Source organism: Candidatus Allofournierella excrementavium (assembly GCF_048526665.1).
In the GTDB taxonomy this organism is placed as follows: Bacteria; Bacillota; Clostridia; order Oscillospirales; family Ruminococcaceae; genus Allofournierella_A; species Allofournierella_A excrementavium.
Genome location: NZ_DBGFPE010000024.1, coordinates 1 through 13,130 on the forward strand (window position 1 = coordinate 1; position 13,130 = coordinate 13,130).

Annotated in this window: 15 protein-coding genes, 1 rRNA gene and 1 pseudogene; 5 read left to right on the top strand and 12 right to left on the bottom strand. The window is 62.7% G+C overall.

The genetic code is table 11. The features are described 5' to 3' along the window. Positions 1-458: 458 nt before the first annotated feature. Positions 459-581 (bottom strand): annotated as a pseudogene (locus ACMI1Q_RS06685) (helix-turn-helix domain-containing protein); the annotation flags it as partial. A gap of 170 nt (positions 582-751) precedes the next feature. Continuing rightward, the gene (prfB, locus tag ACMI1Q_RS06690; protein ID WP_394981288.1) at positions 752-1,873 is read right to left on the bottom strand and encodes a peptide chain release factor 2; all 1,122 of its coding nucleotides are present in this window, start codon (positions 1,871-1,873) and stop codon (positions 752-754) included. A 169-nt stretch (positions 1,874-2,042) separates the two neighbouring features. Between prfB and ACMI1Q_RS06695 the strand changes: the two genes are divergently transcribed. The 4 genes from ACMI1Q_RS06695 (at position 2,043) to rpsR (ending at position 4,235) form a co-directional block, all read left to right on the top strand. Beyond that, entirely contained in the window at positions 2,043-3,056 is a 1,014-nt protein-coding gene (locus ACMI1Q_RS06695) for an RING finger protein (protein WP_419503213.1), read from the top strand. A 137-nt stretch (positions 3,057-3,193) separates the two neighbouring features. After that, positions 3,194-3,478 (top strand): 30S ribosomal protein S6, encoded by a 285-nt coding sequence (gene rpsF / locus ACMI1Q_RS06700; protein ID WP_177522047.1) that lies wholly within the window; start codon positions 3,194-3,196, stop codon positions 3,476-3,478. Between the two features lie 12 nt (positions 3,479-3,490). Next, a complete protein-coding gene (locus ACMI1Q_RS06705; RefSeq protein WP_177522046.1) occupies positions 3,491-3,949 on the top strand; it encodes a single-stranded DNA-binding protein in 459 nt (152 codons plus the stop codon). 31 nt (positions 3,950-3,980) lie between these two features. Continuing rightward, positions 3,981-4,235 carry a 30S ribosomal protein S18 gene (gene rpsR / locus ACMI1Q_RS06710; protein WP_177522045.1) on the top strand — a complete coding sequence of 85 codons (255 nt, stop codon included), beginning with the start codon at positions 3,981-3,983 and terminating at the stop codon, positions 4,233-4,235. Positions 4,236-4,357: 122 nt separating this feature from the next. On the opposite strand, the gene ACMI1Q_RS06715 is transcribed toward rpsR, so the two are convergent. The 4 genes from ACMI1Q_RS06715 to ACMI1Q_RS06730 form a co-directional block, all read right to left on the bottom strand. Next, positions 4,358-5,995 carry a protein kinase domain-containing protein gene (locus ACMI1Q_RS06715; protein WP_419503214.1) on the bottom strand — a complete coding sequence of 546 codons (1,638 nt, stop codon included), beginning with the start codon at positions 5,993-5,995 and terminating at the stop codon, positions 4,358-4,360. Positions 5,996-6,099: 104 nt separating this feature from the next. Then, entirely contained in the window at positions 6,100-6,837 is a 738-nt protein-coding gene (locus ACMI1Q_RS06720) for a YebC/PmpR family DNA-binding transcriptional regulator (RefSeq protein WP_419067962.1), read from the bottom strand. 155 nt (positions 6,838-6,992) lie between these two features. Next, positions 6,993-7,448, bottom strand: a complete 456-nt coding sequence (locus ACMI1Q_RS06725; protein WP_419503215.1) for a GNAT family N-acetyltransferase — start codon at positions 7,446-7,448, stop codon at positions 6,993-6,995. Between the two features lie 16 nt (positions 7,449-7,464). After that, on the bottom strand, positions 7,465-8,826 hold the full coding sequence (locus tag ACMI1Q_RS06730; RefSeq protein WP_419503216.1) for an RsmB/NOP family class I SAM-dependent RNA methyltransferase: 1,362 nt from the start codon (positions 8,824-8,826) through the stop codon (positions 7,465-7,467). A gap of 97 nt (positions 8,827-8,923) precedes the next feature. On the opposite strand from ACMI1Q_RS06730, the gene ACMI1Q_RS06735 reads away from it, so the two are divergent. Beyond that, entirely contained in the window at positions 8,924-9,088 is a 165-nt protein-coding gene (locus ACMI1Q_RS06735; RefSeq protein ID WP_177522776.1) for a hypothetical protein, read from the top strand. Between the two features lie 107 nt (positions 9,089-9,195). On the opposite strand, the gene ACMI1Q_RS06740 is transcribed toward ACMI1Q_RS06735, so the two are convergent. The 6 genes from ACMI1Q_RS06740 to rrf form a co-directional block, all read right to left on the bottom strand. Next, complete coding sequence (locus ACMI1Q_RS06740) at positions 9,196-9,615, bottom strand: Mini-ribonuclease 3 (RefSeq protein ID WP_419503217.1); 420 nt, start codon at positions 9,613-9,615, stop codon at positions 9,196-9,198. Between the two features lie 36 nt (positions 9,616-9,651). Then, positions 9,652-10,920, bottom strand: a complete 1,269-nt coding sequence (gene obgE / locus ACMI1Q_RS06745; protein ID WP_330058175.1) for a GTPase ObgE — start codon at positions 10,918-10,920, stop codon at positions 9,652-9,654. A 129-nt stretch (positions 10,921-11,049) separates the two neighbouring features. Next, positions 11,050-11,301, bottom strand: coding sequence for a 50S ribosomal protein L27 (gene rpmA, locus ACMI1Q_RS06750; protein ID WP_177522778.1), 252 nt, complete (start codon positions 11,299-11,301; stop codon positions 11,050-11,052). Between the two features lie 19 nt (positions 11,302-11,320). Further along, entirely contained in the window at positions 11,321-11,632 is a 312-nt protein-coding gene (gene rplU, locus ACMI1Q_RS06755) for a 50S ribosomal protein L21 (protein ID WP_419503218.1), read from the bottom strand. A gap of 559 nt (positions 11,633-12,191) precedes the next feature. Further along, positions 12,192-12,845: an HAD family hydrolase gene (locus tag ACMI1Q_RS06760; RefSeq protein ID WP_419503219.1), complete on the bottom strand. Its 654-nt coding sequence runs from the start codon at positions 12,843-12,845 to the stop codon at positions 12,192-12,194. 207 nt (positions 12,846-13,052) lie between these two features. Beyond that, positions 13,053-13,130, bottom strand: a 5S ribosomal RNA gene (rrf, locus tag ACMI1Q_RS06765); the annotation flags it as partial.

Sequence of the window (13,130 nt, forward strand, 5' to 3'; positions counted from 1 at the left end):
TTCAGCCTTGACGGTTGCCCGCTGTCCTGCTACTTTTCCGGGAGTGTGGCCACAACTTCGGGACACTTTGTCCACAAGTCGGAGCGTAGGACGAGGGACGGGGGCTTTCATATACGCCCTGTCTGCTGATGAAACCAGACCTGCGCTTGCGGCTCCACGCCACGCAAGCACAGCCCTGTTTTCTTGCCGCTTCAAATCTTGCCGCTTCAAATGCCCTTGCCCTCCCCGGCGGCAACGGCATTTTCACGACAACGCCGACAGAGCGTATAACACACTACACTTTGCTTCGCAAAGTCGTGTGCCAAATGGGGGCGTTGCCCCCTTTGGAAACCCCCACAAGAAAAGGCGATATGCTACCCCTCCACGGGGCGCATACCGCCTTTTCTTGTTATCCAGCCCTCCGGCTGTATTGGTTGAGCAAAAGTCAGCGTGGGATTGGTGTGGTATCTTTATCTAAGTGAACCCCCGGTCTCCCACTTGCTCACCGCCGCGCTGCTGACCCCCAGCTGATTCGCCAGCTGGCCCTGGGTCAGGCCCTTCGCCCGCCGCAGCCGCTGCACCGTTTCGCCGATGGCGTTCATCTTTGCCACGCCCCTTTCTCTTTTTCCATCTTACCATGGTGTTCCCGCGGGCACAATGGAGCCTTTTTCAAACCACAAGGTTATTTTTTCAACCGTCGTTTGAATTATGCAACAAACAGGCGGCGCGGGCTGAACTTCAGCCCGCGCCGCCCTTTTGCGTTGCGGTTTTATCAGGTGTCCTGCAGCTCGCCGCGGCTGGCGGCTTTCAGATAGGCGTTGATGAAGCCGTCCAAATCGCCGTCCATCACGGCCTGCACGTTGCCGTTTTCGTAGCCGGTGCGGTGGTCCTTCACCAGGGTGTAGGGCATGAACACATAGCTGCGGATCTGGTGGCCCCAGGCGATCTCCTTCTGGACGCCCTTGATGTCGCTGATCTTGTCCAGGTGCTCCTGCTCCTTGATTTGATACAGCTTGGAAGCCAGCATCTTCATGGCGGTGTCGCGGTTCTGGAACTGGCTGCGCTCGGTCTGGCAGCTGACCACGATGCCGGTGGGCTTGTGGATCAGGCGCACCGCGCTGGAAGTTTTGTTGATGTGCTGGCCGCCCGCGCCGGAGGAACGGTAGACCTGCATCTCAATGTCCTCGGGGCGGATCTCCACCTGGATGCTGTCGTCCAGCTCGGGCATGACCTCCAGGCTGGCAAAGCTGGTCTGGCGGCGGCTCTGGCTGTCGAAGGGGGAGACGCGCACCAGGCGGTGCACGCCGTTCTCGCCTTTCAGCAGGCCGTAGGCGTTGGGGCCCTCCACCATGATGGAGGCGCTCTTGAGGCCGGCCTCATCGCCGTCCTGATAGTCCAGGGTGCTCACCTTGAAGCCGTGGGCCGCGCCCCAGCGGTTGTACATGCGGAAGAGCATGTCCGCCCAGTCCTGGGCCTCGGTGCCGCCGGTGCCCGCATGGAAGGTGAGGATGGCGTTGTTCTTGTCGTACTGGCCGCTGAGCAGGGTGATGAGCTGCAGCTCCTCCACGGCCTTGGCCACCTCGTTCACCGCGGCCTCCGCCTCGGGGATGAGGGTGGGGTCGTTCTCCTCCTCGCAGAGCAGGAGCATGGTGTCCGCGTCGTCGCACAGGGTCTTGAGTTTGGAATAGCGCTCCAGCTTGCCCTTGAGCGCGCTCATCTCGCTGAACACCTTGCCGCTGGCCTCGGTGTCGTCGTAGAAGCCGGGCATGGTCATCTTGTGCTCCAGCTCGGCCACCCGCTTCTCGCTGGCGGTGATGGCCAGCGCGTCGCCCAGCTCCGCGGTGGCCTGCCGGTGGTCGCCCATCTGCATTTTCAGTTCGTCAATGGTGATCATATCGCAATTCCCTTCTGTGTGCTCTAAACATATCCCATAGTAGTATAGCCGAAACCCGGCGCAAAGTAAAGGGTTTTGCGCTGCGCTCCATTTGCATTTTGCCCCCGTTTGCGCTACAATAGCATCAAATACCGTCTGCCGGCCCCAGGGCCGGCGAAAAGGAGTTTTTATGGCTGATTTCACCGGCTGCAAGTGCCCTGTGTGCCAGCAGCCTTTCACCGACGGGGACGACCTGGTGGTCTGCCCCGAATGCGGCGCGCCCTACCACCGCGCCTGCTACCAGAAAAATGCCGGGTGCCTGTTTGCCGACCGGCACGGCGCCGGGTTTGAGTGGAAGCCCGCTCCCGGCGAAATGCCGAACTGGGACGCTGCTTCCGCCTCCGGTCAGGAGATCCGCTGCGCCGCCTGCGGCGCGATGAACCCGGCGGGCGGCCTGTTCTGCGAGAGCTGCGGCGCGCCCCTGCGCTCCGGCGGCCCCCGCTACGCCCCCGGCAGCGGCCCGGCTGCATCCGGCCCTTCCGGTTATGGGCCTGCCAGCTACGGGCCCGCCACCGGCCCCCAGTATGACCCCTATGCCGGGGCACGGCAGGCCGCTCCCGGCCAGCTGCGCCCGGAGGACGACCTGGGCGGCGTGAAGGCGCGGGACTGGGCGGCTTTTCTGGGCCCCAACGCGGGCTACTACCTGATGAACTTCAAGCGGATGGCCGTGACCGGCCAGAAGCTGGCAGTCTCCTTCTCCGCCTTCTTCTTCGGGCCGTTCTATTTCTTCTACCGCAAGATGTGGGTGCCCGCCGCCATTTTCCTGACGCTGGACGTGTTCGGCGCCTACATTCCCCAGCTGCTGCAGTTCCTGGTCCTGGCCGAAAGCCCCCTGGTGGCCGGGCTGAACCTGGAGGTTTTCTCCACCGTGCTGAATGTGCTGCGGGTGGTGAATCTGGCCATCCAGTTCACCGAGGGCCTGTTCGCCGTGTACTGGTACCGGCGCATCGGTGAAAAGCGCATCGCCCGCACGCTGCAAAGCTGCACCGCGGCCGACGCCCCCGCGGCGCTGGCCAAGGCCGGCGGCGTGAGCGTGACCGCCCTGGTGGTGAGCCTCTCGGTGGTGCTGGGCATTTATCTCCTGCTCTCCTTCATGGCGCTTGCCCCTCTGATGGCCGCGCCGATGGCGGGCCTTGCCGTTTGAGGCAAAAATCCCCTCAAAAACCGTCAAACAGCGGTTGACAGCCGCCTGTTTGATTGGTATAATAAATTGCTGCCCTTAAAAAGGGTGGCTATCCTTGCCCCGCAAGGGGCCATATGTCCAAAAGGAGGTGCACAGAAATGGCAAAGTACGAGACCATGCTGGTTACCAGCGCCGCTCTCGATGAGGAGGCTTCCGCCGCTCTGATCGGCAAGTTCAAGAGCCTGATCGAGGCGAATGGTACCATCGATTCTGTTGACGATTGGGGCAAACGCCGCCTGGCTTACCCCATCAACGACGAGGAAGAGGGCGTGTACACTGTGATCAAGTTCACCAGTGAGCCCGCGTTCCCCGCCGAGCTGGATCGCGTTTACAAGATCACCGACGGCGTTCTCCGCACGATGATCGTGGCCGAAGCCGAGTAAGGAGGCCAACCAATGCTGAATGTTGTAGCTTTGATGGGCCGGCTGGTGGCCGACCCGGAACTGCGCCACACCCCCCAGGGCGTGAGCGTGACCACCTTCACCATCGCGGTGGATCGCAGCTTTGTGCGCCAGGGTGAACAGCGGCAGGCCGATTTCATCGACATCGTCTGCTGGCGTTCCAGCGCCGAGTTCGTTTGCAAGTATTTCCAGAAAGGTTCTCTGATCGCCGTGAACGGCAGCATCCAGACCCGGACCTATCAGGACAAGAACGGCAACAACCGCAAGGCGTTTGAGATCGTGGCCGACAACGTTCACTTCGCCAGCAGCAAGTCTGGCGGCAGCACCGGCACCGGCAGCTACGCGCCCCGGCAGGAAGTTCCCCGTGAGGCGGCCCAGGAGGCCCCCAGCTATTCCGCCGGCAGCAATGAGGATTTTGCTGTGATCGACGACGGCGAGGATCTTCCGTTCTAACGAATCGAATTCTAACAGGAGGTAACCAGCCATGGCTTTTGAGAAGACCGAAGGCCGGCCCCAGCGCCCCGTGCGCCGCGGCCGCAAGAAGGTCTGCAGCTTTTGTGTAGACCGCGTGGAGCACATCGACTACAAGGATGTTGCCCGCCTGCGCAAGTATGTCAGCGAGCGTGCGAAGATCATTCCCCGCCGCGTGACCGGCACCTGCGCCTTCCATCAGCGGGAGCTGACCGTCGCCATCAAGCGCGCCCGTCACGTTGCCCTGATGCCCTACGTGAGCGACTAATGTTCACCAAACCGCCCCGGCCGCAAGACCGGGGCGGTTTTCTTTGTGCCGCTCTCCCCTGCCCCGCAAGCAAAAAGCACGGCCCCGCAGAAGCTTTCCGCGGGGCCGTGCTTTGTCTGTTTTCAGCTCTCCGGCTGCGCGCTGGGCGAAGGCGAAGGCTCCGGCGTGGGCGTGGGTTCCGATGTGGGCTCGGGCGGATTGATGACCACCCGCTCCTTTGCGATATAGACGTTCACCGTCACCTTGTTCACGTCGATGAAAGTGCCCGCCTCCACGTCGGTGCTCACCACGCAGTCGCTGGCATAATCGCCGTTGTTCTCGATCATGAAGAAGCTGGCCTTGATGTTGTTGGCCGCCAGTTCCTTCTCGGCGCTCTCCCGGGTGAAGCCGATGATGTTGGGCATCTCCACCTTCTCCGGGCCCTTGCTGATGACCAGCTCGATCAGCGGCTGTTCATCGGTGGTGGTGGTGCCCGCCTCGGGGCTCTGGTCAATGACCACGCCCTGGGCATGGTCGGAACTGTACTCCTGGGCGACGATGGCAAAGCGGTAGTTGGCGCTGAACTGAGGGTCGCTCTGCAGCTGGCTGTAAGTGTAGCCGGTGAAGTCCGGCACCATCACCGTCTCGGCGACTTCGCTGCTGGACGGCTGGCTGGTGCTGGTGACCTGCTGGCCGCTGTCGCGGCCCAGGATGCTCCAGAGCAGCAGCGCAAACAGCACCGCAATGACCACCAGACTGCCCGCCAGCAGGCTTTTGCCGCTGACCGCCCACTCCCGCCGGGGCTGGCTGAGGCTCTCCGCCGCACGCTCGCTCATCAGCGAGCCCATCAGCTCGGGCACGTTCTGGATGCGCCGGGCGGGCTCCATCTCAAGGGCGTGCTCCAGCACGGCGGACACATGCCCCGGCACCGACGGCTCCAGCTGCCGTGCGGCGGGCAGGCTGTCGCTCACCAGCCGCTGCCGGGCACTCACCGGCGCCTGACCGGTGACCAGCCGGTAGAACACCGCCGCAAGGCCGTACACGTCGGTGTAGCGGCCTTCGAACTCGGCGGCGGAATACTGCTCGGGGGCGGAATAGCCCTCGTACAGGCGGCTTTTCAGCTCGCTGCCCTCGGTGCGCAGGCCCAGCGTGCCGTAGCCGCACAGGCGGGCGGTGCCGCTGCCGGTGAGCAGGATGTTTTCCGGGGAAATGCCCCGGTGCACCAGCCCCGCCTTGTGCAGGGCGGCCACGCCTTCCATCACGGCCTGCATCATGCTGCGGGCCTGGGCGACGGGGATGCAGCCCGGGTGCTCGCTGAGGTAATGGCTCAGACTCTCACCGCCCACCTGCTCCAGCACGGCGTAGGCCGTGTTGTTCGTCTCCACCACGTCCAGCACGGCGGCCAGGCCGGTGGTGGGGGTGATGCGCATGATGCTGCGGTGCAGGTCGGCAAAGTCCATCCGCGTGGTCTTGAACAGCACCTCCTTGCCCTCTTTGGGCAGGATGGCGCCGGCAGTGTCCCGTCCTTCGCTGAGGGTCACCGGGAAATACTCTTTCAAAATGACCCGCACGCCGCCGCTGTTTTCCAGCGCGGCATAGGTCACGCCTTCGCCGTCGGTGGAGATGTGGCGCCCCACGGTGTAGCGCCCTGCCAGCAGGCTGGCATAGGGCAGAGTGCCGGGGGGATTGGTGTTCCGCAGGCTCTTGTCGCAGAAAGGGCACTGCTCCTTGCCCGCTTCCACCCGGGAAAGGCAGTGGGGACAGAGAATGACGTCGGCCATTGCCATCGCCTCCTTTCACAGTGAAAAGCGCCCGCCGCCCCCCGAAACGGGTCGGACGGACAGGCGCCTAAACTCGCCCGATGCCGGGCGCAAAGGGGGCCGGATCAGCGATCCAGGTCCTCTTCGTTCTCCAGATTGTGCCAGGTGTTCTGCACGTCGTCGTCGTCGTCCAGCGCGTCCAGCAGTTTGGCCATCAGCTTCTGGTTGTCCTCGTCGGTGATGGCGGTGGTGGTGGCGGGCACCATCTCCACCTCGGCGGAGATGAAGCTGTAGCCCTTGTCCTCCAGAGCCTGACGCACGTCAGAGAAGCTGTCGGGGTCGCAGGTGACCTCCACCACGTCGTCGCCCATGTCGAAGTCCTCGGCGCCGGCATCGAAGCAGTCCTCCATGACCTTCTCCTCGTCCAGGCCCTCGCCGTCCAGCACGATGACGCCCTTCTGGGTGAACATGAAGCTGACGCAGCCCATGTTGCCCAGGTTGCCGCCGAACTTGTCGAAGTAGTGGCGCAGGTTGGCCGCGGTGCGGTTGCGGTTGTCGGTGAGGGTCTCCACCATCATGGCCACGCCGCAGGGGCCGTAGCCTTCGTAGGTGATGGCCTCGTAGTTGTCCTTCTCGCCGCCCTCGGCGCGCTTGATGATGCGCTGGATGTTGTCGTTGGGCACGTTCAGGCTCTTGGCCTTGGCGATCAGGTCGCGCAGCTTGCTGTTGGAGTTGGGGTCAGCGCCGCCGGCACGCACCGCCACTGCGATCTCACGGCCGACCTTGGTGAAGATCTTGGCCTTCTGGCCGTCGGTCTTCTCCTTCTTGCGCTTGATGTTGTTCCATTTGCTGTGTCCGGACATATTCGGATTCCTCCTATTACATCTTGGGCCATTTTTTGCCCAAACAATTGCCAGTAACTAAATAATTTTATCATATCCCGCCGGGGATGACAAGAGGGGCGGCGGGCCGCAGGGGCCCTTTTGCCGCCTGTTTGCGCGGTTTTTGGGGGCTCCTTTCAGAAGTTCAGCTCCATGTTCACCGACTTTTCGCCAAAGCCGTACTCCCGGTAGAGTTTCATCGCCCGCGCGTTCGCCGCGTTCACCTGCAGTTCCAGGCCGCAGCAGCCACGATTTCGCGCAATGGCCTTGCACTCGTCCAGCAGCCGGCGGCCGATGCCCCGCCCCCGGTGCGCCTCATCCACCGCGATGGAGTCGATGTAAAGGGTCTTGCGCTCCATCTTCACGGGGCCGCCCGCCTGCCGCTCCCGGAAGATGACAACGCCGGCGACAGAGCCTTTTTCTTCGTATACCAACACCTGCCCGGCGCGCACCAGTTCATCGAAATAGTCCGGCGTCAGCACCGTGGCTCCGGCGCGGTAAACGTCCGGCCGCCAGTCGGCGTGGAGATCCTGCACCTGCTCCATGATGGCCTCCGCCGGCGCGTAATCGTTTTGGGTCGCGCTTCGTATCATCCGTCTCGCCTTCCCGTCATTTGAGATTCCGCAGGGCCTTGGGGTAGTGGTTCTTCACCCGGCCGCCGCTCACCTTGCCACCGCCCAGGGGCAGGCCGTCCACCAGAACGGCGCACCAGCCGTTTTTCGCGGTGACAGCCTCGATCTCCTCGCCCCGCAGCCACGCCTCGGTGCGCGGGTCGCCAAGGGTCAGTTCCTCCCGATTCTCGCACTCCGGGCCAAAGACCATGAACAGGTGGTGGTCCGGCTCAAAGCGGCCCTTCTGCGCCCGGCCCAGCGTCACGCCGCAGCGGGCGATGCTCAATTTGAGCCCTTCTCCCTGCCAGCCCTGGGGCGGCAGGAACAGCCTCTCCCCCGCCGCCTGGGCGCTTTGCCCTTTGAGCGCCGGGAAATACTCCGCCGCAAAGGCCAGCCACTCGGCGCAGGGCTTGGGCGGGCGGGCAGGCTTTGTCCGCTTGGGAACAACCACCGGGGCGTCCGGGCTTTTTCGCAGTTTGGCCATGAAGTGGCCCTCGCCCCCCTGGGCAGGCCAGATACGGCGGGTCAAACCCGCCGGGAAGGGGTGTTCGCCGCAGCGGTTTTCTTCACCGGGCGCGCCAAAGGAAACGCCGCAGTCCAGCAGTTCGAACTCCGGGTGGAGGGCCAGGAAATGCCCGATCTGTCCCTCGTCCTCCTCGGGGGCGAAGGTGCAGGTGGAATAGACCAGCAGCCCGCCGGGGGCCAGCACCGTGGCGGCATTCTCCAATATCTCCGCGCCCAGAGCCGCGCACCGGGCCACAAGGGCGGGGCTGTGCTGGGCAACGGCCTGGGGTTCTTTGCGGAACATCCCCTCGCCGGAGCAGGGCGCGTCCACCAGCACCCGGTCAAACCAGCCGGGCAGCGCCGCCGCAAGGCGGGCGGTGTCGCCGGTGGTGATGACCGAGTTCACCGGGCCCATCCGCTCCAGATTGCTCATCAGCGCCTGGGCGCGGGCGGGCTCGTACTCGTTGCTCACCAGCACTCCCTGCCCCTTCAGCGCCGCCGCCAGCTGGCTGCTCTTGCCGCCGGGCGCGGCGCACATGTCCAGCACCCGCTGGCCGGGCCGCACCTCCAGCAGCGCCGCCGGGGCGCTGGCCGAGGGCTCCTGCAGGTAGAAGGCGCCCGCGTGGTGATAGGGGTGTTTGCCCAGGCGCAGCTCGCTGTCGCCCAGCGCAAAGCCCGCCGCGCAGAAGGGCGAGGGCGTCAGCGGCGCGTCCAGCCGCTGCGCCAGCCATTCGGGCGTACAGCGCAGGCCGTTCACCGTCAGGCCCCGGGCCGGGGCTTCGGATGCGCTAAACAGCGCTTCGAACCGCTCGCCCAGCAGCGCACGCTCCCTCGCTTCAAAATATTCCGGGTACATACTCCACCGCCTTTGTATAACCGTCCCAAACCGGGACAGAATAGGAACGAAGGGGCCGACAAACAGCCGCCCCCGTTATGGAAAGGAGACTATCATCATGGACAACCGCAACACCAAGACCAGCAGCCAGAACGCCAAGACCACCTCTCAGAACGACAAGACCGGCGCCAAGAACATGGTCCCGAACCCTGTGAACGCCAAGACCACCAACACCGCCAAGAACAGCTCCAAGAACTGCATGGGCGGCAAAGGCACCAAATAACCAGCGCTCTGAACGCACACGGGGGCCGGACGGGATGAACCGCCCGGCCCCCGCTTTCTGCGTTCTCCGTGCTCCGCCGCAGGGCCGCAAGCAAGCGGCGCCGGGGCTTATTCCTCGGGTTTTTCCAGCGGGTCAAAGCCCGCCCAAAGCGCCTCGAACAATTCTTCGATGCGCCCGGTCTGCCCGGTGAGGTAAAGCCAGCCCAGCAGCGCCTCAAAGCCGGTGGAGGCGCGGTATTCCTGGGGCGTGGCGTGTTTTGCCACCGTGGCCTTGCTGGCGTTGCGCCCGCGGCGCAGCACCGCCTGCTCCGCTTCGGTGAGCAGCGGCTCGATGACCTCCAGCGCCTTGCTCTGGCCCTTGGCGGATACATACTGCACGCACACGGCGTGCAGTTTGCCAGGGGTGAGGCGGGTGCGCTCCACCAGCCGGCGGCGCACCAGCAGCTCCAGCACGCCGTCCCCCACAAAGGCCAGGTTCAGCGGCGACTGCTCGTGGATGTCCACCGGCGTTTCGCTCTCCAGATACAAATGCTCCAGCTCCTTTTTGCGGGCTGCGCCCGCGTCTTAGAAAATATAGTCGAACTCGTACTCGCCGATCTTGATGGTGTCATCCTCCTGCACGCCCTGGGCCACCAGGTCGTTCAGGATGCCGCTGTCGCCCAGCTGACGCTGGAAGTACTGCAAGCTCTCGTAGTCATCCACATCGCTGCCCGCCAGAATGCGCTCCAGCCAGGGCGCGTCGATGCAAAACTCGTGCTCGCCGGTCTTTTCAATGGTGTAGGTGCGCTCGCCCACGGGAACCGCCTGGGGCACATACTCCGCCTCGAAGGTCTGCACCGGGGGCAGAGTCTGCAGCTTCTCCCACACAAGGCCGGGCAGGGTCTTGAGACCCTGGTTCGCCGCGGCGGAGATGGGCAGGAAGGTCAGGCCCTTGCCCTCGATGTAGGCGCGGAAGGCCTCGATCTGCTCCTCGGTGGCGATGTCGCACTTGTTGCCCAGCACGATCTGGGGCCGGGCCGCCAGTTCGGGGCTGAAGTTCTCAAGCTCGGCGTTGATCTTCTCAAAGTCCTCCACCGGGTCGCGGCCCTCGCAGCCGGAGACGTCCACCACATGCAGCAGCAGACGGCAGCGCTCCACGTGGCGCAGGAAATCATGGCCCAGACCCACGCCCTCGCTGGCGCCCTCGATGAGGCCGGGGATGTCGGCGGCCACAAAGCTCTGCTCCGGGCCCACCCGCACCACGCCCAGCACCGGGGACAGGGTGGTGAAATGATAGTTGGCGATCTTGGGTTTGGCCGCGCTGATGACGCTGATGAGGGTGGATTTGCCCACATTGGGGAAGCCGATCAGGCCCACATCGGCGATAAGCTTCAGCTCCAGACGCACCTCGAACTCCTGGCCGGGCAGGCCGGGCTTGGCGAACTTGGGGATCTGGCGGGTGGGAGTGGCGAAGTGGGTGTTGCCCCAGCCGCCACGGCCGCCCTTGGCCACCACCACCGGCTCCGAGCCGGAGATGTCCGCCATCACAAGGCCGGTGTTGGCCTCCTTCACCAGCGTACCGCGGGGCACGCGGATGATGAGGTCCGGCGCGTTTTTGCCGGTGCAGCGGGCAGCGCCGCCGTTCTGGCCGGCTTCGGCCACGTATTTGCGCTTGTAGCGGAAATCCATCAGGGTGGACAGGTTATCATCGGCCACAAAGACCACATTGCCGCCCCGGCCGCCGTCGCCGCCGTCGGGGCCGCCGGCCGCCACGAACTTTTCGCGGTGGAAGCTCACCGCGCCGTCGCCGCCTTTGCCGGCCTTGATGGTGATCTTGGCCACATCTACAAACATGGACATGTTGTTCTCCTTATTCTCTGCGCCGCCGCAGGCGGGCTGTTCTGCTCACAGTATGCCCTGCACGCGGGGCGCTTAACAACCAGAAAAGCCGCAGGGGGCTGGCCCCTGCGGCTTTGCAAACCATTACTGGCGGACGCTGACCTTCTTGCGGTCGCGGCCCATACGCTCAAAGCTGACCTTGCCGTCAACCAGGGCGAACAGGGTGTCGTCGCTGCCCTTGCCCACGTTCTCACCGGGGTGAATGTGGGTGCCACGCTGACGAACCAGAATGTTGCCGGCCAGCACGAACTGACCATCGGCGCGCTTGACGCCCAGACGCTTGGACTCGGAATCGCGGCCGTTCTTAGTAGAACCTACGCCTTTTTTATGTGCCATTGTGTTACACCTCCATTACTTAACCGTTGATAGCGGTGATCTCGACCTTGGTGTAGGGCTGACGATGGCCCATACGGCCGGCGCTGCCCTTCTTGGGACGATAGGTGATGATGTTCAGCTTCTTGCCCTTGCCGTTCTTGACGACCTTGGCCTCCACGCTGGCGCCCTCCACATTGGGGGTGCCCACCTTGGTGTCGCCTTCGCCGCCCACAGCCAGGACGTTCTCGAACTTGACGGTGGAACCTTCCTCGGCGTTCAGCTTCTCAACGAAGACCACGTCGCCCTTCTGGACGCGGTACTGCTTGCCACCGGTAACGATGATCGCGTACATAGTTTTTGCCTCTCTTATATAAGTCTCGCTGGACGATAAGGCGGGTGAATGTTTCACACCTCTTGGATGCCCAAACCATGCGGCTTTAATACTATACCACAAACCCCGGCTGATTGCAAGAGTTTTTTCGCATTATAGCGCGATTTCCGGGATGATATGCCCCATAGAAAGGCCGCTCAAGGCAAAACAGGCAGTTCAACCATTTTCGCGTCTGCGAATGATAGGTTTCACCGCATTGGACCTCTTCCTTTCAACCTCGGGAGGCTCCTTCTTGCAACAAAGGTCTATATATATGATACCCTTGTCGGCATAAATATCACAAATCTTGTGCTGGGGGAAGTGTTTATGCTCGACCGCTTACGTATAAACGTCCATTCCCTGCCGGCTTGTAAACTTTGAGTCAATCTGCTGCTTAATTATGAAATGCCGGTTTTCGTATTCTCCAAGGTTCAGCACAACAGAATTGGGCCACACATAATCGAGCAGTTCATAAAGTTGGATCACAAAAGCGCCGTCCCTTCCGTATATTCCAGGCCCATTAAGCCCTATAAGTTTTACCTCACAGCACCAGTTGCTGCAGCTCGCTCACCTGCCGCAGATCATAGTCCGCGTTCTGATGCATGAAGTGCTGAATACTCTCCACACTGCAGCCCCAGCCCGCAAAGGCAAAGGGCACGCCGCAGCTTTTCGCCATCTGCCAGCCGGGCTTGAGGTCGTCCACCATCAAGAGCTGTTGGGGTTTTAGGGAAAAATGTGCCATGATCTGTTCCAGTGGCCAGGGTGCAGGCTTGCGCTTATCCGCACCCAGTTCCCAGCCAAAGACCAGGTCGGGCTCAAATCCGAAGTGCTGATGGTAGTCTCTTCGGATGGTCTCCTCACTGGAATGGCTCACCACGCACACCACGCCGTTCTGAAGGCGATAGCGGCGCAGAAGCTCCTCCATCCCCTCAAATGCGGGCGGAATGTTGGCGGCAGACCAGGCGCGCCAACTGGCCTCCTGAAAATTCATCTCTTCGGGGGTAAAATGCAGAATATCCCGACACATTGCCTCAAAACCCGGGTCGAAATTGTACGCTACAAACTGTTCCAGAGTCCAATTGACATCGGGGCGAAGGGTTTTCAGGGTCTTAGCAAACGCGGGATAATGGATGGTCGGGGTACTGCGCACCACCGTGTCGTCGTGGTCCAGCACAAGGCAGGGAAATTTCAGCATAGCCGTGCCTCCTTTTCCCTTTTATCATCGCACAAAACAACGAAAAAGAAAAGGGCCTTTCGCGGGAAGCTCCTCCCATTAAAGACACGGAACGCATTCGGCAGCAGCACCCCCGAGGCCGTACCGGCGACGCATACAAGGCCCCCTCTGAGGGCAAAAAAAGGGCCCCTGCCGTTTGGCAAGGGCCCTGAAAATGGGCAAAGAGAAAGCCGGCACCTACCTATTTTCCCAGGTCGTCTCCAACCAAGTATCTTCGGCACTACGGAGCTTAACTTCTGTGTTCGG